Origin of the sequence: Alteromonas sp. MmMcT2-5 (assembly GCF_022348315.1) — a bacterium.
GTDB classification, from domain to species: domain Bacteria; phylum Pseudomonadota; class Gammaproteobacteria; order Enterobacterales; family Alteromonadaceae; genus Alteromonas; species Alteromonas macleodii.
This window is the reverse complement of sequence record NZ_JAKRFB010000057.1, coordinates 1-20,527: the sequence shown is the minus strand read 5'-3', so window position 1 is coordinate 20,527 and position 20,527 is coordinate 1. Positions and strand designations below refer to the sequence as shown.

Here is a 20,527-nt window from a genome sequence, read left to right as displayed (position 1 = left end):
ACACGTTTTTCCTTGCTGGTCAGAGCTTGTATTGGCAAATCATACGTTACGATGATTTTTGTGTATTTTTGCAGTAAGAATTGCTGGAGCGACAACTAATGAACCAAACGCCGCCATTAGCCTTAGTGAAAACATGGTATCACCTACTGTCATCATCAGAAGACAATGATGTGAAAGCACGCGCACAAGAAATGCTGTTAAAAGCCTTCGAGTCGCCTGAGGCCATCGCGATTTATCTAAAAGATCACAATATCCTTAAGCACTGATCAAAAAAGCCTTAGCGCAGTAAACGCTACTACGCTAAGGCTTAGTGTTTTTCATATCGAAAAAAGAATAGAAAAGGTTAAGCGTGCTTCGCCGCTTGAATAGCTAATCCTTCGCACACCGAGTTGAAAGCGTCATTCTCTAATCGAGGTAAACCGGTAAGTAGGTTTTCATATAGCGCATCAACCACGATTGGCGATAAACTCATACCACCTGTGATCATCACCACTTCTGGCTTTTCACTGCTATTTTCCAAGCATTCCACCACTAGCGCTTTCACTTTATCAAGCCAAGGTTTTAATGCCTTTTTGAGCGAGTCTTGCGAAATCTCCACGTCAAAATCATCTTCGATATAGTGCAGCGGCAAGGTAATGTTCTGCTTACTCGACAGTAGTTCCTTGGCTAATCGAGCCGAGTTCACCACGCGGGCAGACAACTTGTTCTCCTGAACAATAAGCAAGCGTTCTAATTGGGCTGGCTCTTTAATCACAGACATGGTTTGAGAAATATCTAACCCGTAATCGTCAGAGAAAAAGCGGGTGAGTGCAGGAATGTTATCAACCGCGCACATATCAGAGAAGTACGTAGGAGGAACAGGAAGCCCGTTAATCATCTTAAGGCCCATTCCCATTTCTGGGGCAATAGCCTTTAGCACCAAGCTTTTGTCGCAATCCATGCCGCCTAAACGCCTGCCTGTTACCGACAGAACATCCTCTTTGCGATCAAGCTGATTGGAACGCTCGGGAGAAAGCTTAATACAGCAAATATCCGTGGTACCCCCACCAATATCGACAATCAGCGTAGTGGTATCCCTTGGTAGGGTTTGCTCAATTTTATACGCCGCTGCTATGGGTTCATCTAAGAAGTTAACCCCTGAAAACCCAGCTTTCGTCGCCGCTTCAGTCATTATTTGAATGGCCTGCGCGTTCCCTTCTTCACCACGGGTACCGTGAAACTTAACTGGACGGCCAATTACCGCATTATTAACAACCTTGCCTAGCTGCTGCTCTGCACACTGTTTAAAGTACGCCAACTGCTTAGCAATAATACCGATGAATGCTTGTTTTTGGTCACCGTCTAGCGAGGCGCCTAGAAAGTTCTTAGGTGAATAAATTAGACGGCCTTTATCAGGCATTTTAAGAAAGCGCCTAAACCCTTCTTCACCAAACGCAAACTTGCCGTGCTCTACTAAGCGCAGCAAAGGGATTTCGTCTAGCGACATGGCATGCATCAATTGTGCAATAGCTTTACGCTGTAATGCAGGCTTGTTGTGCAAATCACCGCGCAGCGAGTCGATACGGTCGCTATACATCGCCTGTTCTTTTGGATCTTTTGCCGAATAATAGCCGTCCTTCGCCTTATCTATTTGCTCACTGATAACGCGCTGTAACTGCGCCACTTTCGCTTCGACCATGGCATCAGGAGGCGGCGGCAGTTCATCTTCAAAATAGATGAACACCGAAGAACGGATTTTATTGCCCTTCTTATCTAACGGGTCGAGTTTGATGTGCTGATGGGCCGTTCCATCAAAATACACAACCTCAGAATTTGATGTACCGTAGTCAATCCCAATCGCAGTCATAGTATGTTCGCTCAAAAAGTTAGAAGCGGATTGTAAGTAAATACGAAAGTGCTTTCTAGCTTTGTATGTAATTGAGCTATATTGCTTTTAACAGAGCTATTGCAGCATTTAATTCTGAGTCACTGGCTGTATGCCCGTCCCAAGATACCGCCTGGGGCACAAAGTCCTCTCGATATGAGCCGTTCACATGGTAAAGACGTTCAAAACCCAGCTCTAAAGTTATGGTCGAATCAGGTAATTGAAATTGATTTATCCCGCCAAGCAAATCAGCCATGGGTGTGCCGATTACCGCCTTTGCACCAATGGCATCAAAGCCAATAGCCATACCTTCTCCCATACTGCCGGTCCAATGACCAACGAGTACCACTACTGGCTTACTGTAATAAGGTAATGAAGGGGTAACATGGGCCATGTGTAGCTCTGCTTCTTGGTAGGGTTTACCCGCATTTTGAATTTTGTAACCTTGATATGCGGTATTGGCATTTACAAAGTGCCCCAAAATAGGCTCAGCCACGCCAGTGTTTCCCCCGCTCGGCGTATTGCGCAGGTCAATCACCAACCCTTGGGTTGATTCAAGTGACTCAAGGGCTTCTTTGAACGCACGAACGGTTTCAGAATTACCTAGATTATTATTAAAGCGGATGTACCCTATTCCCTCTTTCTGCTTAACTACCAGAGGAGCTTTTGTTCGAAGTAGATTAATAGCATCGTAACTAGCTGCTAATTGCACGCGTTTGGCATCATCAAAATCAGACGCCGCTTCAATGTGTCTTTCTTGATTGCGACGCCCACCTAAAGCCACATTAACCGCCCACGTTTTATGTGCGTCAGTAAGCGGTAGCGATGTGTTTCCAAAAACGCGTTGTATTGCGGCTTCTGTAGACTCGCCGTCAATACCTACAATCATGTCACCTAAGGCTAACTGGCTATTGGCAGCAGCACTGCCCGCTTTAATGCGTGTTATAACAAAGTCATCGCCTTGCTTTTCCACCCAAATATCAGACCCCGTTGGCGTGACGCTGTAGTCCGCTTCGTTGAGCGGTGATACGTTAAAATGCGGGTCGATAAAAAACTGCTTCACCACCTGCAATACGTCGACAAACTCCTCTTGCGTTGTCGCGTTTATTGCAAGGGGTTGGTAATACGCTTTTAAAGCTTCCCAGTCGGTAGGTGCCGTATCTAAGTATGCATAGTTATCTTCAACAGTTTGAACAAAGGCTTGCCAGCTTTCTTTCGTATTGAAACCCTGGCTTTGTGCGCAGCTGCTTAGCGGAAGAAGTAGTGACAACAATAAAATAATTCGATAAATCATAATGCTCCCTATTATGAATTGGAATGATGAGGAAATTGTTCATTTAAGCGCGTAAGAAGCGATTGTTTTTTTAGCGCCAGCTCCATGCTTTTGAGAGAGGCTTCAAGATTGACCTCTATCTCTTCCCAAAGGGCATCATATACGTCTTCAAATTCTTGCATTATCGTCACTATCTGCGCCGCCTCGGCCTTTGCTTTAGGCGCAACATCGTACACGCGCTTTCGCGAGTCTCGTTCATCGGGCACAGAAACAAAAAAGCCGTCTGCAACACTTTGCTTCAACCGACTTTCAATAAGTTGACGTGAAAGACCAATGTGACTTGCTAGCTCAGTTGACGAAAGAGGCCCTTGAGTATGAATCGCCAGTACCAGAGAAATACGATTTGCAGGCAAACTAATATTAAGTGCTTCAAATACCTCTTGGCCTTGAGTTGCAATAAGCTCGCTAGCACGCAACAGTATCGCGCCAAACTGAGGACTTCTGATCATAAATAGGCACCTTGTGATTTTTCTTCAAACTCATTTATGCAAATATTTGCGCAAAATTTTGCACAAATCAACTTATTTTTGAATGTGTATGTTTTGGTTAGGTGTTAAAAATGTTTTCCAACCGGATCAATTACTGTTTGATAAATGACTGAAATAGCTGCGGCATAATGCTAGAGTGAAAGCTAAATAAACAACGAACCCTACTAAAAAATATGAGCCATTCAGTACCATTAGTTACGTCATTCGACGTACGTTTTTGTGAAACAGATGCCTTACAGCATGTAAGTAACACAGCATTAGTCGCTTGGTTTGAAGCAGCCAGAGAGCCTATTTTCAGAATGTTTACCCCTGAACTAGACTTACAAAATTGGCCGTTAATTTTAGCCAGCTACAAAGTCGATTTTTTAGCTCAAATTTTTTATGGCAAACCTGTGACGGTTAAAACCTACGTTAGCCGGCTAGGCAACAGTGCATTCGACGTGTTTCAAGAGTTATGGCAAGACGATAAGCTGTGCTCAACAGGCATCACCACCATGGTACATTTTGACTATAAAACACAGCGCTCTGCGCCTATCCCGGATAAAGTGAAATCAGAACTACAGTCTCACTTTAAAGAAGTACCAACTCAGTAATAAAGCGCAGTACGAGGTCTCCATGAGCGATTTAATTGAAGTTATTGATGATGTGTTACCACCAGAGCTGTGCAAACAACTCATGGAACGCTTTGAAAGCAGCCCTAATTTGTCTCAAGGCCGCACCGGTGGTGGCGTCGACTTAGATAAAAAGCGCAGCATGGATGTATCGATAAGTCGCAACCCGGAATTTAAAGACTTATTTCAACAAGTGATGCAGCACACCGGGCAGCAGCTGGTCTCCTACATTGAAAAGTACTACTTTGCGCTTGTTGGGCCTATTGGCTTGACCGTACGCCATCCCAAAACTGGTGAACCGGTAAAAGTAACAGGTGAAAATTTTGATGAAGTGGGCAAACCCAATTTGGCGAATTTGGTGAATTACCTGTTTCGGGTCGGCGATGTAAATGCACAGCGCTACACCGCGGGCAATGGTGGCTACCCGTACTGGCATTCAGAGGTCTATCCACAGCTTCAACATAACGACGCACTGCACCGCGTATTGCTGTTTATGTACTACTTAAACGATGTGGAAGAAGGCGGCGAGACGGAGTTTTATTATCAAAACCGTGCGGTTAAGCCTAAAGCAGGCAGAATGGTGATTGCGCCTGCCTATTTTACTCACACGCATCGCGGCCAAATTCCAAAAAGTAACGACAAGTACATTTTAACGTCTTGGCTTCTGTTTAACCGCGCTGAACAGATTTATACGCAGGGCTAGCTTAACGATAACTTCGTGATGATGTGCTCTAGCTCGCTGTACTCATTTTTGTCGATAGGTAAGAAGGGTGCAGGTAAGCTAGGCGTTTCACAATAGCCCAAAATTTCTGCCGCGGCTGCAACCACACGCAAGCCGCCGCCATTGCGCGCAAACATGCTCCATATTCCGCTTAACGCTTGTGACTGAGCCTGTGCATCAACAGCATTACCAGACTGAGCGGCGTCGATAATACGCATTACGGTTCGCGGGAATATTCCCCCTATAACGGAAAGCCAAAGGTCACAACCTTCACTCATTCCTGCTGCGCCAAAACTATCACCACTCACGCCTATAGCAATGTGTGCAGGCACTATCTCTCGTAATGATGCTAATCGGCGAGCGCCTTCGCTATTGCTTGCTCCAGAGGGGGAGATATCCTTGTTAGAACTATTATCCATTGCGCTTTTGGCAAATGGAGTTCCGGGTATTTTAATCGCTCCGATATTCGGTAATTTTCCAATACGGCGGTATAAATCATCGCTGAAGGTAAAATTAGTCACACGAGGATTTTCGTAAACGCAGATAGGCACATATACCTCGTGACTCACTGCCTCATAGAGGCCAAACACTTCTTCTTCGTTAAGCACTTGATAGGAAACGGGTGCTAACAGCACAGCATTAACACCTGCTTGCTGCACAGCTTCAACGTTTTTTAGCACGTCATAGGTACGAAGCGCCCCAACGCCTGCCATAACAGGAATGCCATTTGCATGGTCAACGGCGAGCTTGGCTACGTCGTACTTTTCCCCTCGCGTTAGATAAGGATACAGCCCAGTAGAGCCTATCGCGCAAATTGAATCTACATTCGCCGAAGCCAAATTCTCAACAAGCCCTTTAAATGCTTTGTAATCAATAGCTTCTTGTTTGAATGGAGTAATGGGAAACGCTGATAATCCTGTAAACACCTGATATCCTTTTTAAACGTTTTATGCTTAAAACCCTTCTACGGCTTCGCCTTTCAAACGGTAACCTACAGACGCAATGTCGCCTTTCCAACCGTCAGTCGACAGTTCGCCGGTTACCCAAATTGCATCGTAAATATTATCTATGCGCACACCTTCTTCAAATTTTACGTAAACAATTTGATTAGACGGCGGCGGTGGTACGTGAATACAGGCTCCGAAATATGGAACAAGTAAGAACTCAGTGGTTAGCTCTGCCGTACCTTCTAGCGGCACAACAAAACCCGGGATTTTCACCCGTTTACCATCAAAGGTATCGACAACGGGTGCGTCTGGCTGAAGCTGACTCATCTCGCCATTGTGTTGAACTGAAGGTGGCGCGAGCTCATTAAAGCCCTCAGGCACTAGGTCTTCCCAATATACTTCAGTAGGAGTTTCATCTGCCAGTGCGTTGAAAGTTACAACCATCATTATTACAGCAAACAATGAAGTCATGGATAATTTATGGTGGATCATACTGCTCTCTATCGTTGAGTATTTTGTTCGCCTTTTTGTATCGGCTTTTGCTTGTCGTTTTCAATCTTCACTTTTTAGCCACATACAAAAAGGGCTGGTATTACACCAGCCCTTTGTATCATCAATTTAAAGCAGCGTGAATTATTCTGCTTCGAAACGCGCGATGCTTGCGGTAATTTCTTCTTTTGCAGCGGCAGCGTCTGCCCAACCGTCAATCTTCACCCATTTGCCTTCTTCAAGATCTTTATAGTGCTCGAAGAAGTGCTCAATTTGCTTAAGAAGAAGCGGAGGTACGTCTGCAATTTCTTTAACGTCACGATAGATAGTAGAAAGCTTGTCCACTGGTACCGCTAGTACTTTTGCGTCTTTACCAGACTCGTCAGTCATGTTTAGTACGCCAACTGGACGACACTTAATGACAGAACCTGCAAGTAGTGGGAACGGAGTCATTACTAGAACGTCAACTGGGTCGCCATCTTCAGACAACGTGTTGTTCACGTAACCGTAGTTTGTTGGGTAGTGCATGCAAGTTGCCATGAAACGGTCAACAAATAGTGCACCTGTGTCTTTGTCTACTTCGTACTTCACCGGGTCAGCGTGTGCTGGAATTTCGATGATCACATTTACTTCGTCTGGTACGTTTTTACCAGCAGAAATAGCACTCAAGCTCATTCTTTGGTCCTTTCAATGATGTATAAGAAATTTTGGGTTAAGTATACGGTGACAGCAGCAAAATAAAAACGCTTTACGACCCATGTCGTACTAATCTCTTTATTTTTCGTTAAATTTTGCTGCTTTTTCGCTATTTCGCGTTGTCGTTGTAGCTCAAGCACATCTCAACTTCTTCTTTAGAGCCGATAATGCACGGTACACGTTGATGAATTTCTTCAGGCATAACTTCCAGAATTCGGCCAGTGCCTGTTTCTGCTTTTCCACCTGCTTGCTCCATTAAGAATGCCATCGGGTTAGCTTCGTAAAGCAAGCGTAATTTACCTGGCTTAGACGGGTCCCTGTTATCGAATGGATACATAAAGATGCCACCGCGACAAAGCAAACGATGAATATCACCCACCATTGCCGCTACCCAGCGCATATTAAAGTTTTTGCCTCTAGGGCCATCTTTACCTGCTAGAAGGTCGGCAATGTATGCCTGCATTGCAGGTTCCCAATGACGCTGGTTCGACGCATTAATCGAAAACTCTGACGTTTGCTCAGGTACTTGAATATTAGGGTGAGTAAGCAGGAAACCACCGTGGGTTTTATCAAGCGTATAAATGTGCGTGCCGCGACCCGTCGTCAACGCCAGCATAGTAGACGGGCCATACAGCACATAGCCTGCAGCTACCATCTGCGTTCCAGGCTGTAAGAAAGCAGACGGATCATCTGGTTTCATCCACTGAGGCGCATGGGTAATAGAGAAAATAGTACCGATTAGGCTGTTAATTTCAGTGTTTGACGACCCATCTAGCGGGTCGAAGCTTACTAAGTAATTACCGTCTGGATTACACGGCACAACGTCATCTTCTTCTTCAGAAGAAATGGCTTTTACGTAGCCAGATTCCCTTAGCGTGTCTTTTAAAATGTGGTTAGAGATAACGTCGAGCTTTTTCTGTGTTTCGCCCTGTACGTTTTCTGAAAGGGTTGAACCGAGCACGCCAGCAAGTGCGCCTTGACTCACGCGGAAAGAAATTTCTTTACAGCCCGCTAGCAGTGTACGAATGAGTAAAATTAACTCAAGCGGTGCACCGTCTTGTTGCAATTGGGAATTTAAACGTTTCATTGAATGTAAGCCTTTTTTTCGTGTGTAGGGTGTTGTGCTACCAGTCGCTCAGCTTTCCTTACCGGCGTTTGTCTGAAGCACACACAGGTTTTAAACCTGTGGTTAGATTGTAACCGTGTTCTTGGGTAAGTGGAACACGCCCGTAAAATGTCATACACACACCATACCAGTTTGCACATCATAGATTCTTAGGTGTTTAGCGTATTACAACGGCTTAAGGCATTTATTGAATGATTTAAATTGAATTATCTATAGGCCACGGGGTTCTGATACAGTACCCCAATAACATGATAATTCATTGAGAATGCGCTATGCATGTACATATTTTAGGCATTTGTGGAAGTTTTATGGGCGGCATCGCCGCTATTGCTAAATCACTCGGCCACAAAGTAACAGGGTCTGATAAAAACGTTTATCCGCCCATGAGCACCCAGCTTGAAGCATTAGGCATTGAGTTGACCGAAGGTTATTGCGAAAGCCAGTTTGATCCAGCGCCAGATATGGTAGTGATTGGTAACGCGATGTCGCGCGGTAACCCCGCCGTCGAATACGTGTTAAATAGAAATCTTCCTTATACCAGTGGCCCACAATGGTTGCTTGATAACTTACTAAAAGATCGTTGGGTAATTGGGTTATCAGGTACCCACGGTAAAACAACCACCAGCAGTATGGTCGCGTGGATTTTAGAACACGCTGGTCTTAACCCTGGTTATTTAATTGGCGGCGTTCCAGAGAACTTTGGCGTATCGGCTCGCGTGGGTGAAAGCCCCTTTTTTGTCATTGAAGCTGACGAATACGACAGCGCATTTTTCGATAAGCGTTCTAAGTTCGTACACTATCGTCCAAAAACCTTGGTAATTAACAACCTTGAGTTTGACCATGCAGATATTTTTGCTGACCTTGGGGCTATTCAAACCCAGTTCCACCATTTGGTTCGCATGGTGCCAGAAAACGGGCTTATTCTTACACCTAACAATACGCCCACAATTGAGGATATGCTCAAGAAAGGTTGCTGGTCTTCTCGCCAATCGTTGGGCAAAGAGTGGCATGCGGAACTGTTAAAGAAAGACGGCAGTGAATTCAATGTATTACATAACGGCGTTATAGCTGGAACGGTAACCTGGGCTTTGGTTGGTCAACACAATGTGGACAATGCTTTAATGGCCATAGCTGCCGCCCACCATGCAGGTGTTACCTTACCTGATGCCATAGACGCCTTATCATTTTTTAAGAATGTTAAGCGTCGCATGGAAGTAAAGGGTGAAGTAAACAACATCACCCTTTATGACGACTTTGCACACCACCCTACTGCAATTGCGACTACACTTGATGGACTGCGCAAGAAAGTGGGTAATGCCCGTATTTTGGCTGTGCTAGAGCCGCGCTCTAACACGATGAAAATGGGTGTGCACAAAGATACGCTGGCAAACTCATGGCAGAAAGCCGATGAGGTTTACCTTTATGAACCTGAAGGCATGGACTGGTCGTTAGTCGATTCGGTAGCGCACAGCAACGCGCCTACGCACTGCTTCAGAGATGTAGAGAAGATCGTTCAAGGCGTTTGCAACGTAGCACAACCGGGCGATCATATTCTTGTAATGAGTAACGGCGGTTTTGAAGGCATTCATGGCCGAATACTCGACGCCCTAAAAATGAAGTCCAAATTGTAAATAGACAGAATAAAACGAAGTGTTACCCGATAGACAAGCGCATTATGCTTGTCATCTACAGAGGCTATACAATGAAACATGACAAGCAAGTCACGCTTGCTATCACAGGCGCATCTGGCGCGCCTTATGCGCTTACACTATTGAAATCGCTAGTTAACGCCGATTACCAAGTGTATGTATTAATCTCTTCCGCTGCCAAAGTGGTGTTTGCCACCGAAGAGAACGTCAAGATACCCGGGCGTCCCGAAGATGCAGCTGCGTTCTTTACCGAGCATTGCAATGCAAAACCTGACCAAATCAAGGTATTTGGAAAAGAAGAGTGGTTTTCACCGGTAGCTTCAGGCTCAGCGGCCCCCGCAAAAATGGTGGTTTGCCCGTGTTCTACAGGTACGCTTTCGGCCATTAGCATTGGCGCTAGCGACAACCTTATTGAGCGCGCAGCTGATGTCGTTCTAAAAGAGCGTGGACAACTTATTTTGGTGCCTCGTGAAATGCCACTTTCTTCTATTCATCTAGAAAATATGCTCAAGCTTTCGCAAATGGGTGCTACTATTATGCCTGCAGCGCCTGGCTTTTATCACAATCCTAAAACTATCGATGACTTGGTAGATTTTGTGGTGGCGCGCATACTAGACCACCTAGGTATTGAGCAGTCTCTTGTCGCAAGATGGGGCTACCAGTCTTCCAAACATTCTGAGGATTAACCATGTTCGCGTTTGCAAACAGGATTTGCGCAGTTGCGCTGAGCACGCTATTTACATTGTGTATTTCATCACCCGCTTTCGGATGGGGGCAAACCGGTCACCGAGTGACTGGCGCTATTGCCGAGCAATATCTTAGCCCTCTTTCACAAGCTGCACTAATGGAGTTATTACCACACGGTTCGTTGGCTGAAGCCTCAACTCACGCTGACGAAATGCGTTCTGACCCCAGCGAATTTTGGCAGAAAACCGCTAGCCCTTGGCACTATGTATCTGTACCTGAAGGAAAGACCTACGAAGAAGTTGGCGCACCAAAGCAAGGTGATGCGGTTACCGCGTTAAAGCAGTTTACTGAAACGTTAAAAAGCGACACCGCCACCATTGAAGAAAAGCGTCTGGCCCTTCAGTTCATTGTGCATATTATTGGCGACCTTCATCAGCCGCTTCATGCCGGAAACGGAACTGATCGTGGCGGTAACGATGTAAAAGTGCGCTTCTTCTGGCAAGACTCTAACTTACATCGCGTGTGGGACTCGCAAATGCTAGATCAGCGCGACCTGTCTTATTCGGAGTGGACGTCTTGGTTAACAAAAGCTATTACGGCTAAGGATATTCGCAGTTGGGCCACCACCGACCCTATGGTGTGGATTGAAGAAAGCACCGCTATTCGCGATACCATTTATCCTGATGACGCAAACAATATGAGCTATGACTACTTATACAACCACCTGCCTACTGCTAAAAAGCGTTTGCAGATGGCGGGAATTCGCATTGCCATGTATTTGAACAGCGTGTTCGAAGAAGCGAATAAATAGTCTCGCTTCAACCTGGCTGGCGCAGTAAAAGATAAAAAATGGAGGCTTTTGGCCTCCGTTTTCTTTTTAATTAATCATTTATTTCGCTACCAGTAGCGTTTGGCTAACCCAAAAGGTTTAGTCTAAATCTAACGGCTCAGGAGAGAGAATAACGCCCGTGCTATCAGCATACAAATGATCTTCTGGTAAAAACGTAACGCCACCAAAGTTAACGGGCACGTCTACCTCACCAATACTTTCACACTCAGCATTTACTGGAATGGCGGCTACCGCCAAAACACCGATATCTAATTCGGCAAGGCTATCTACTTCTCGCACGCTGCCGTATATCACAACCCCTTCCCAATCGTTGTCGATTGCAACTTGAGCAGAGGATGCATCGAACAGTGCACGACGGCTAGAACCACCGCCATCAATAAGCAGTACTTTTCCAGCGCCGGGCTGAGCAAGTACTCGGTCGATAAGGCCTCTGTCTTCAAAGCATTTAATTGTGGTAATTTCACCACCGAAAGAATACCGGCCACCAAAGCTCGCGAAAATTGGATCTACCACGTCTACGCTATCAGCAAACAAATCGCATAATTCAGATGTGTTGTATTCCATCGTTCTGCCTTACTAAAATTGAGAAGACTAAAATTAAGTGAAAACAAAGCGCTGCTTACGCTTCTAAAACTAGCATAGCATTAAATGTGGCAATGCAAACGTTTGATTTAACGCCTTTCGTCGAATTTTCTACTTTTTTTAAAACTCATCAATACTTGCTCTCCCCTCCCCAAAATGAGCACATATTTTGCTTAGCTTTTTGTCTTTTACAGCCATTCCCAATATCTGTTCGCCAGGACAAAAGAAAAAGTAAAAGCGAGGCTCGCTGTCAAAAAAGTTTCTTTTTTTCGTCACCCACTGGTCACAGATGAACTTTAGCCTGTGCAGTAATTAACCGATAGGGGACAAGGCGATGTTGATTAAATCCTTGACCAAATACGATACTGACTTGTTTTATCGCCTGTACAAACTGACGCAAAAAAGAGACTGCAGAAGTATTATCTGGCTGTCGAAAACCGGCGATGGTTACCTGTACCTTGTTATCGGTGCGCTGCTTTGGGCATTTGAGCCTGAACACGGTGAGCTTTTCCTCTACACAGCGCTGATGGCTTATGCGCTGGAATTACCCATTTATGTGCTGCTTAAGAAAATGTTCAAGCGCCCTCGCCCTTGCGATTTTCTAATGAATTTAACAGCACATGTCACGCCTTCTGATAAATTCTCTCTTCCTTCAGGCCACACGGCAGCAGCCACATTGATGGCGAGCATAGTGGCTCATTATTATCCGTCGTTTGCGGTATTGGCTTACAGCTGGGCCGCGTTAATTGGTCTTTCACGTGTGTTACTGGGTGTTCATTACCCGTCAGACGTGATCGCAGGGACACTTTTAGGCGTTACAATAGCAACGTTGAGCATTTCTATTCTGGGGTAGCATGAGATTATTGTATGGTGTGCAAGGCACTGGTAACGGACACATCGCCCGTGCACGAATAATGGCTGCAGCTCTGGCACAGCGCGATGACATTAACGTTGACTTTGTATTTACCGGTCGTCCCCCTGAGAAGTATTTCGACATGGAAATATTCGGAGAATACCGAACCTTTACTGGCCTGAGCTTTATCACCAAAGGAGGCCGGGTTGATAAATGGGCGACCGTTAAAGATGCAAATGTAAGCCAGTTTATTAAAGACGTGAAAGCCTTTGATACCAGCAACTACGATTTGCTGGTCAATGACTTTGAGCCCGTCACGGCGTGGGCAGCTAAACAACAAGGTCTACCATCTATTTCGATTAGCCATCAGGCTGCATTTGCCTACGACGTCCCTAAAAGTGGCAACACGATTTTCGATTCCTTGCTAATGAAAGTGTTTGCGCCAACAGAGATTCTACTAGGTGTGCACTGGTATCACTTCAATCAACCGATTATTCCGCCATTCGTTGCAGAAAAGCCGATTGTGTCTTCGGGAAATGGTCACGTTCTGGTTTACTTACCTTTTGAAGATATTGAAGATGTTCAACAAATGTTGGAACCGCTAAGCGATCAGGTTTTCGAATGCTTTCACCCGAACATCGATGAAGCGAAAGAAGTGGGACATATTCATTGGCACCCTACATCTAAGAAGCACTTTCAAAAAGCCCTACAGCACGCCAGTGGCGTAATCGCCAATGGGGGGTTTGAGCTATCGAGTGAGGCACTTCAACTGGGCAAGAAGCTGCTTATAAAACCTTTACACGGCCAGTTTGAGCAACTATCGAATGTGCTTACATTAAATAAATTGGATTTATGCCACACCCTGTTTCAACTTGATACCGACATTGTTGAAGAGTGGCTAGAAGCTCCCGACAACGAAGCAATTGCCTTTCCAGACAACCCCAACATTCTTATCGATTGGCTTAAAAACAAAGACTTTTCTGATACGCAAAGCCTGTGCGATGCGCTTTGGAAAAACGTTCGATATGGCGATAAAACACAAGAACGATTATTGGCTCTTGCAATTTAACGCCGCAATGCGATGATAGCGGCATTTGTCGTATTCTTCGCGGGATTTTTCGTGCTTAAAAAGTCAGTTGTTTTCTTGCTAACACTCACAGCATTATGTGGCTGTGGTTACAAAGGGGCGCTCTACATTCCTGAGGCGCCTGCACAAAACACGTCTGCTGAACCAGCGTCTTCTGAAAATGCAGAAACCGGCGCCGACTCTGACACCAATAACACTTCACCCGCAACTACTTCTGGAGAGCTGAACTAGTGGATTATTTCGCCTACAGCCAAGGTCAGCTTCATGCTGAACAAGTGGCTGTTTCTGATATTGCAGCCCAGCATGGAACGCCGGTTTACATCTATTCACGTGCAACGTTAGAACGTCACTGGCACGCATTTAATGATGCCATTGGTGAGCATCCTCACCTTGTGTGTTACGCGGTAAAAGCGAATTCGAACATCGGTGTATTAAGCGTTCTAGCCAAATTAGGTTCAGGCTTTGATATCGTTTCAGCAGGTGAACTCGCTCGCGTAATCGAGGCCGGCGGCGATGCAAGTAAGGTAGTATTTTCAGGCGTTGGTAAAAAGCATGATGAAATTCGCTATGCGCTACAACAAGGCATCATGTGTTTCAACGTAGAATCAGAGCCAGAGCTTCATCGAATTAACCAGGTTGCGGGCGAAATGGGCGTGAAAGCCCCTATTTCACTGCGCATAAACCCGGATGTGGATGCCAAAACTCACCCTTATATTTCTACAGGTTTGAAGGCAAATAAATTCGGTATTGCCCGTGAGCGAGCGCTTGCTACCTATGAATTGGCCGCATCGCTACCTCATTTAAATGTTGTTGGTATGGACTGCCATATCGGCTCACAGCTCACAGAAATCGGCCCATTTGTAGACGCCTTAGAACGCTTGCTTCTGCTTATTGATGAATTAGCTGAACGTAACATTATCATTGAACATTTAGATGTGGGCGGTGGTCTTGGCGTTACTTATAACAACGAGCAACCACCTCATCCTAAAGCCTATGCACAAGCCATGGCTGAAAAAATGGTAGGCCGTGAAAACCTAAAGCTTATTCTTGAGCCAGGCCGCGCTATTGCAGCAAACGCCGGTATTTTAGTTACCGAAGTTGAATTCATTAAAGAAGGTGAAGAAAAAAGCTTCGCCATTGTCGACGCTGCAATGAACGACTTGTTACGCCCTGCACTTTACTCAGCTTGGCAAAAAATTATTCCTGTAAAAGAAGAAACTACGGCAACACCACGTATTTACGATGTAGTAGGCCCAGTGTGTGAAACTGGTGACTTTATAGGAAAAGATCGTGAATTAGCTATTGAACCAACAGACTTACTTGCAGTTCGCAGCGCCGGTGCCTATGGTTTTGTTATGGCGTCAAACTACAACAGTCGCTGTCGTCCAGCCGAGATTATGGTAGACGGTGACAAAGCAATTGTGGTTCGCGAAAGAGAAAAACAAAAAGATCTCTGGCAAGGTGAGTACAAACTTCCGTAAACTAGAGACAAACTAACAAGATAGATGCGCGTTTAATGCAGGTTCAATTTTCTAAAATGCACGGTTTGGGTAACGATTTCATGGTTATTGATAACGTTACTCAGAACGTCTTTTTCTCTAAAGAAAAAATTCAGCAACTGGCTAACCGAAACTTCGGCATTGGCTTCGACCAGCTGTTGATGGTGGAACCGCCTTACGATCCTGAACAAGACTTCCACTATCGTATCTTCAACGCGGATGGTTCGGAAGTAGAACAGTGTGGCAATGGCGCGCGCTGCTTCGCACGTTTTGTTAAGCAAAAAGGTCTCATTAATCGCAACAAAATTGTCGTAAGCACCAAAGCTGGAAAAATGGTGCTGTATCTTGAGAAAGATGGTCAGGTTACTGTGAACATGGGTAAACCTGAATTCGAACCTGCGAATATTCCACTTAAAGCCAATAAGCAAGAAAACACCTACATATTGCGAGTCGGCGAGAGCACGCTATTCATTGGTTCGGCATCGATGGGTAACCCACATTGCGTGATGGAAGTCGACGACGTTGATACTGCTAATGTGGCCGAGATTGGTCCGCTTGTTGAAAAGCACGAACGCTTCCCTGAAGGCGTAAACGTTGGCTTTATGCAAATAATCAATGAGTCACATATTAAACTTCGCGTATTTGAACGAGGTTCAGGTGAGACCTTGGCCTGTGGTAGCGGCGCTTGTGCAGCGGTTGCAATTGGCCAGATTCAGGGTAAATTAGGAAAAGATGTGCGGGTAGACTTACCCGGAGGCAGTTTACGTATACGCTGGCCTGGCCCAGATAACGTGTTAAAAATGACAGGGCCTGCTGAGCACGTGTACGACGGACATATAAATCTATGAGCGAATTATCAGGGCAGTCTAACGCTACGCAATTGATTGAGCCATTTAACGACACAACGGAATTGTCGAGTGCCGATGTGCGCGCGTTCTTGTTACAAAACCCTGAGTTCTTTGCCGAGCACCCCGACCTTCTTGAAAAAATTAAGCTTCCCCACGAGCAGAAAGGCAGTGTTTCACTAGTAGAAATTCAAAGCGATCAGCTTCGAAAGAAAGTTAGGCAGCTTAATTTTAAACTCAATCAGCTGGTGAGCATCGCTAAACAAAACGAAAAAATATATCGCGTTTACACCGATTTAAACGTGCAGCTTCTGCGCTGTGAAAGTGTTGCCGAAGTTCAGTTTACTTTGGAAGATGTGCTTCAAGAGCGTTTACAATTGTCATCGGCGGTCATTAAAAGCTTTAAAGGTCCGCACGCGATCCCCGAACTACAGCAACGTTTATTTACTGAAAAACGCTTTAAAAGTACCAACTTTTTCTTTGGTCGATTATCTCAGCACGAACGCCAGCTTCTTTTCGGAGAAAGCCCTGCGGAGTCTGTAGCGCTAATGCTGCTTGGTGACAACCGTGAACTCGGTATTTTAGGTATTAGCAGCAGTGACGCCAGCCACTTCACTCCAGATATGGACACCTTGTTACTTCAACAGCTTCAGCAAGTGCTTAATATCATCTTGCCTGAAATGATGGGATATTAGGTGTAGTGTCTACGGACGCATTGATAAGCGAGCCTTGCCAGCAATGGCTAGATAAGTTTCTGCTACATCTACAGGTAGAACGCGGGTTATCTCTTCACACTATCAAAAATTATCAGCGCCAACTCACAGAAGTTGCAAAGCTACTTGGGCTTTACGAGTGGTCGGGACTAACGCCAAGCGACATAAAGCGGGTAATGGCTGATGCAAAGATGTCAGGGCACAGCCCACGCAGTATAGCATTGCGCCTATCGGCACTTAGAACCTTCTGCCAATATCTTATCGATCATCAGCAACTATTCAGCAACCCTGTAGAAGGTATTCAAGCTCCGAAACAAGGGAAGCCATTGCCTAAGCAACTAAGCGTAGATGAAATGCAGCAGCTTCTTAATGCCTCCCCCCGAAGCAGTGACGACGATGAGGGTATGCAGTTACGTGATGTGGCTATGTTTGAGCTACTCTATGGCTGTGGACTGCGCTTGAGCGAACTGACTGGGCTTAATTTGGCCGACTGTCTAAAGGACGGTACGGTGAAGGTCATGGGTAAAGGAAGTAAACAGCGAATACTTCCGTTAGGCCGACACGCACAAAAAGCGCTTAACGCGTGGTTAAAGGTACGCCCTGCCTACGCATCACCTTACGAAAGTGCGGTCTTTGTGAGTAAGCGCAAAACCCGCATATCCAATCGACAAGTCGCTAATCGCCTCGATAAAATGGCAAGCGAACAGTCTCTGTCACAAAAAGTAAGCCCTCACAAACTGCGCCATTCCTTTGCTACCCACGTATTAGAATCCAGCGGAGATTTGCGTGCGGTGCAAGAGCTATTAGGTCATGCTAACTTGTCAACGACACAAGTTTATACCCATCTGGATTTTCAGCATCTCGCTAAGGTTTATGACGCGGCTCACCCTCGCGCACATAAGAAATAACGCTACTAGAAGGTTTCCCAATGCAGTTTTTCAGGTCTATCAATAGTGTCGAGGCTATGACCTTCGACCTCGATGACACCCTTTACAATAATGAACCTATTATTCGACGCGCAGAGCAAGCCCTTCAAGCGCATATTGCTGAACATCACCAACAGGCAGCTAAGCTAACATCACTTGATTGGCTACAGCTTAAACGTGCGGCTATCGCCAAAGACGCGCGGTTGGCTTCTGATATGGGGCAGCTTCGTCGCGTTGTATTAAGCGCTGCACTATCTGGCACGCCAGCAAACCAGTTATCAATAGTCCCTACAGAAGACACTGCATTACGTGCTGCTGTAGACGGCTGCTTTAATTGTTTTTATGACGCAAGAAGCGATTTTGCGTTAGCCAGTAATGTGCACCACACCCTCGATAAACTTAGCCAGCACTTACCGCTCGTTGGTATTACTAACGGCAATGTAAACGCGCAAAAAGTAGGGTTAGACCGTTATTTCACGGCGATCTTACACGCCAGTGTGGAACGGCCCATGAAGCCTGCTCAAAACATGTTTGATGAAGCGGCCTCACTGGTAAAGGTAACGCCGTCGCACATTTTACATGTGGGCGATAATATTATTAAAGACGTGTTCGGTGCCATTAATGCAGGCTATCAGTCGGCATGGTTTGCATGTAATCGTCCAATGCAGTTGAAATTAGAACCCGTTTCAGTACTTCCACACGTTCAGCTTGATTCATTAGAAGAGCTTATTCAATTTGTCTAGGCGCTATTTATCTCGAAAATACAGACCTTTACTACTCATTCTTTTGCGGGATGTTAACCTTTGAGTAAGCCGCATTCTTAAAGGTCTAGAGAGCCGCACTTAGGGCGTATAGATTTTAACGCTCACTCGTTATACACTGAAAACTGAAGTCGTAGTTTTTGTGTCCTCATGGAAAAACCTGCTATCTCGAAGTCAAGGTCGCAACAAGCGTCCAAGGTAGATAAGCCAACCTCGAATGTTCATGAACATGCCGAGACAGGTCGTTCTTTTTGGCCGTTTAAGCCACTGTCTGGCTTGTATCAAGATGTATTTATTATCTTGTCTTGGATTGCCATATGGCAAATTGGACGCATTGTTGAATACACTGAACACGCCAGTGTTTGGTTTCCTGCGGCAGGCTACACCCTTGCATGCTTCTTAGTTTTAGGTTGGCGCGCGGTAGTTCCTATTATGGTGGCCGCCATTGCGATTACCGTCTGGAATGGTCATAACTACTCGCTGCCGTTAAGTAACGTAGAAATGATGTGGGGCGGCGTGTTATTCGGCGTTGCACATATGCTTCCTTACTATGCAGGAGCCAGTGTTCTCGGCCATCTATTGAGAAAACCCGACGTCACCACACCCCAATTAATCGTCTCGTTCTTAATTATCGGCTGTATTTCGTCGTTAGTTGCCACGCAACTTGTCATTGGTTCACTTGTTCTCACTAATCAGATGTCAGCGGCGGATATTAAAGATGCGATGCTGCCCTTTTGGATAGGGGATATGGCTGGTGTTGTTGTGCTTGCACCTCTTTTTGCTGGCTTGTTAGTAAAAATAAGTGCGGCTTCTAAAATAGACCTCTTGGCATTTTCTAACTGCGCTTCATCCGATTTACACAGCTACTTTAAGAAAGTGGCAATCAATTTGGCCCTCATACTATTCGTCATGTTACTGGCAAAACTTACCCAGTCCCGTGATAGTGCATTTGCTATCTTTTTTCTCGCCATTACCCACATGTGGATAGCGTGTACTGAAAGTACAAAGCGCAATGTTATAAGCCTTGCAATAAGCAGCTTATGCATTGTTTTGCTGGTGCATATATTCGCCTTAATGGATTACGTCAAAGTGTATCAGTTTGCACTCAACGTTATTGCAGCCAACGCTTTATTTGGTATAGCCATTCCTCAGTTACAAGCAGACAATGCTCTGCTCAAAGACCGTGTTTTTGTGGATACCTTAACCCAAGCTTATACGCGGGAGTATTTGGCCCAGCGCAGCGCTCTTGAAATGGCTCAGAGCCGTGAATCGGGAAGCTCGCTTTATTTCGTTATGTTTGATTTAGATAAGTTTAAACGTATCAATGACGAATTAGGCCATGTAGACGGCGACAACGCATTGCGCCGCTTAAGTCAGGTGACGAAGGATATTGTGCGTAAAGCGGATGTTTTCGCCCGTTTTGGCGGCGACGAATTTGTACTGCTTCTGCCTAATATCAGCGAGCAAAACGCCCTTAATTTGGTGGAAAAGGTACGTGAAGGTATAAACGCAATCGTTATTTCAGAAGTGTCATTATCATCGAGCTTCGGCGTCACTCTCATGCAGCAAAGCGATACACTCGAGACACTTATTCAGCGCGCCGATCGGGCACTCTACGCATCAAAAGAAAAAGGCGGCAACACAATAACCCTCAAATAATGGGGTCAGAGTACATTTAATCGCTCAAAAACCCCTGAAGACGAAAATGTACTCTGACCCTGAGGGATCCCCACGAATTTAATTTCATATGCCTCCGGCCCAGGCTGCGTCAACTATGGAGCTGTACCATTTGAGTGCAGC

General features: G+C 45.5%; 23 protein-coding genes. 15 read left to right on the top strand and 8 right to left on the bottom strand.

Features of this window, described 5'->3' with window-relative positions; all coding sequences use genetic code 11:
* The first annotated feature begins 98 nt into the window (after positions 1 to 98).
* Positions 99 to 266: a hypothetical protein gene (locus tag MHN09_RS18050; RefSeq protein ID WP_239241652.1), complete on the top strand. Its 168-nt coding sequence runs from the start codon at positions 99 to 101 to the stop codon at positions 264 to 266.
* Positions 267 to 343: 77 nt separating this feature from the next.
* Here MHN09_RS18050 and MHN09_RS18045 read toward each other — a convergent pair whose 3' ends face one another.
* The 3 genes from MHN09_RS18045 to MHN09_RS18035 form a co-directional block, all read right to left on the bottom strand.
* Positions 344 to 1,846, bottom strand: a complete 1,503-nt coding sequence (locus MHN09_RS18045; RefSeq protein WP_239218830.1) for an Hsp70 family protein — start codon at positions 1,844 to 1,846, stop codon at positions 344 to 346.
* Between the two features lie 76 nt (positions 1,847 to 1,922).
* Positions 1,923 to 3,158 (bottom strand): S41 family peptidase, encoded by a 1,236-nt coding sequence (locus tag MHN09_RS18040; RefSeq protein WP_049587078.1) that lies wholly within the window; start codon positions 3,156 to 3,158, stop codon positions 1,923 to 1,925.
* A gap of 11 nt (positions 3,159 to 3,169) precedes the next feature.
* Positions 3,170 to 3,646 (bottom strand): hypothetical protein, encoded by a 477-nt coding sequence (locus MHN09_RS18035; protein ID WP_049587080.1) that lies wholly within the window; start codon positions 3,644 to 3,646, stop codon positions 3,170 to 3,172.
* 212 nt (positions 3,647 to 3,858) lie between these two features.
* Here MHN09_RS18035 and MHN09_RS18030 point away from each other — a divergent pair, with 212 nt between their 5' ends.
* Both MHN09_RS18030 and MHN09_RS18025 read left to right on the top strand, forming a co-directional pair.
* Positions 3,859 to 4,278, top strand: coding sequence for a thioesterase family protein (locus MHN09_RS18030; protein ID WP_014947865.1), 420 nt, complete (start codon positions 3,859 to 3,861; stop codon positions 4,276 to 4,278).
* A gap of 22 nt (positions 4,279 to 4,300) precedes the next feature.
* Positions 4,301 to 4,999, top strand: coding sequence for a 2OG-Fe(II) oxygenase (locus tag MHN09_RS18025; RefSeq protein ID WP_014975360.1), 699 nt, complete (start codon positions 4,301 to 4,303; stop codon positions 4,997 to 4,999).
* On the opposite strand, the gene MHN09_RS18020 is transcribed toward MHN09_RS18025, so the two are convergent.
* The 4 genes from MHN09_RS18020 to MHN09_RS18005 form a co-directional block, all read right to left on the bottom strand.
* Positions 4,996 to 5,943: a dihydrodipicolinate synthase family protein gene (locus MHN09_RS18020; protein ID WP_239241651.1), complete on the bottom strand. Its 948-nt coding sequence runs from the start codon at positions 5,941 to 5,943 to the stop codon at positions 4,996 to 4,998. The two genes, MHN09_RS18025 and MHN09_RS18020, sit on opposite strands and share 4 nt — an antisense overlap.
* 27 nt (positions 5,944 to 5,970) lie before the next feature.
* A complete protein-coding gene (locus tag MHN09_RS18015; protein WP_049587082.1) occupies positions 5,971 to 6,456 on the bottom strand; it encodes a DUF3299 domain-containing protein in 486 nt (161 codons plus the stop codon).
* 141 nt (positions 6,457 to 6,597) lie between these two features.
* Complete coding sequence (gene ppa / locus MHN09_RS18010; RefSeq protein ID WP_014947861.1) at positions 6,598 to 7,128, bottom strand: inorganic diphosphatase; 531 nt, start codon at positions 7,126 to 7,128, stop codon at positions 6,598 to 6,600.
* Positions 7,129 to 7,258: 130 nt separating this feature from the next.
* Positions 7,259 to 8,236 carry a class 1 fructose-bisphosphatase gene (locus MHN09_RS18005; protein ID WP_014947860.1) on the bottom strand — a complete coding sequence of 326 codons (978 nt, stop codon included), beginning with the start codon at positions 8,234 to 8,236 and terminating at the stop codon, positions 7,259 to 7,261.
* Between the two features lie 311 nt (positions 8,237 to 8,547).
* Between MHN09_RS18005 and mpl the strand changes: the two genes are divergently transcribed.
* From mpl to MHN09_RS17990, 3 genes are all read left to right on the top strand, one after another.
* Complete coding sequence (mpl, locus tag MHN09_RS18000; RefSeq protein WP_202285862.1) at positions 8,548 to 9,906, top strand: UDP-N-acetylmuramate:L-alanyl-gamma-D-glutamyl-meso-diaminopimelate ligase; 1,359 nt, start codon at positions 8,548 to 8,550, stop codon at positions 9,904 to 9,906.
* A 71-nt stretch (positions 9,907 to 9,977) separates the two neighbouring features.
* Entirely contained in the window at positions 9,978 to 10,610 is a 633-nt protein-coding gene (locus MHN09_RS17995; RefSeq protein ID WP_014975357.1) for a flavin prenyltransferase UbiX, read from the top strand.
* A 2-nt stretch (positions 10,611 to 10,612) separates the two neighbouring features.
* Positions 10,613 to 11,422 (top strand): S1/P1 nuclease, encoded by an 810-nt coding sequence (locus MHN09_RS17990; protein WP_239241650.1) that lies wholly within the window; start codon positions 10,613 to 10,615, stop codon positions 11,420 to 11,422.
* Between the two features lie 117 nt (positions 11,423 to 11,539).
* Here MHN09_RS17990 and rraA read toward each other — a convergent pair whose 3' ends face one another.
* Positions 11,540 to 12,025 (bottom strand): ribonuclease E activity regulator RraA, encoded by a 486-nt coding sequence (gene rraA, locus MHN09_RS17985; protein WP_014947855.1) that lies wholly within the window; start codon positions 12,023 to 12,025, stop codon positions 11,540 to 11,542.
* A gap of 352 nt (positions 12,026 to 12,377) precedes the next feature.
* On the opposite strand from rraA, the gene MHN09_RS17980 reads away from it, so the two are divergent.
* The 9 genes from MHN09_RS17980 to MHN09_RS17940 all read left to right on the top strand — a co-directional run bounded on the left by MHN09_RS17980 (position 12,378) and on the right by MHN09_RS17940 (position 20,386).
* Positions 12,378 to 12,896, top strand: a complete 519-nt coding sequence (locus MHN09_RS17980) for a phosphatase PAP2 family protein (protein ID WP_014947854.1) — start codon at positions 12,378 to 12,380, stop codon at positions 12,894 to 12,896.
* Between the two features lies 1 nt (position 12,897).
* Positions 12,898 to 13,965, top strand: a complete 1,068-nt coding sequence (locus MHN09_RS17975; protein WP_239241649.1) for an MJ1255/VC2487 family glycosyltransferase — start codon at positions 12,898 to 12,900, stop codon at positions 13,963 to 13,965.
* Positions 13,966 to 13,977: 12 nt separating this feature from the next.
* The gene (locus tag MHN09_RS17970) at positions 13,978 to 14,214 is read left to right on the top strand and encodes a lipoprotein (RefSeq protein ID WP_014975353.1); all 237 of its coding nucleotides are present in this window, start codon (positions 13,978 to 13,980) and stop codon (positions 14,212 to 14,214) included.
* Complete coding sequence (lysA, locus tag MHN09_RS17965) at positions 14,214 to 15,464, top strand: diaminopimelate decarboxylase (RefSeq protein WP_075177630.1); 1,251 nt, start codon at positions 14,214 to 14,216, stop codon at positions 15,462 to 15,464. The genes MHN09_RS17970 and lysA overlap by 1 nt, the downstream gene beginning before the upstream one ends.
* Positions 15,465 to 15,499: 35 nt before the next feature.
* Complete coding sequence (gene dapF, locus MHN09_RS17960; RefSeq protein WP_014947850.1) at positions 15,500 to 16,330, top strand: diaminopimelate epimerase; 831 nt, start codon at positions 15,500 to 15,502, stop codon at positions 16,328 to 16,330.
* Positions 16,327 to 17,022: a DUF484 family protein gene (locus tag MHN09_RS17955; RefSeq protein ID WP_239241648.1), complete on the top strand. Its 696-nt coding sequence runs from the start codon at positions 16,327 to 16,329 to the stop codon at positions 17,020 to 17,022. Before dapF ends, MHN09_RS17955 begins: the two co-directional genes overlap by 4 nt.
* Before the next feature lie 5 nt (positions 17,023 to 17,027).
* Positions 17,028 to 17,948: a tyrosine recombinase XerC gene (xerC, locus tag MHN09_RS17950; protein ID WP_014947848.1), complete on the top strand. Its 921-nt coding sequence runs from the start codon at positions 17,028 to 17,030 to the stop codon at positions 17,946 to 17,948.
* Positions 17,949 to 17,968: 20 nt separating this feature from the next.
* Positions 17,969 to 18,709: an HAD-IA family hydrolase gene (locus MHN09_RS17945; protein ID WP_239241647.1), complete on the top strand. Its 741-nt coding sequence runs from the start codon at positions 17,969 to 17,971 to the stop codon at positions 18,707 to 18,709.
* Between the two features lie 168 nt (positions 18,710 to 18,877).
* Positions 18,878 to 20,386, top strand: a complete 1,509-nt coding sequence (locus MHN09_RS17940) for a diguanylate cyclase (protein ID WP_039226887.1) — start codon at positions 18,878 to 18,880, stop codon at positions 20,384 to 20,386.
* Positions 20,387 to 20,527 lie beyond the last annotated feature (141 nt).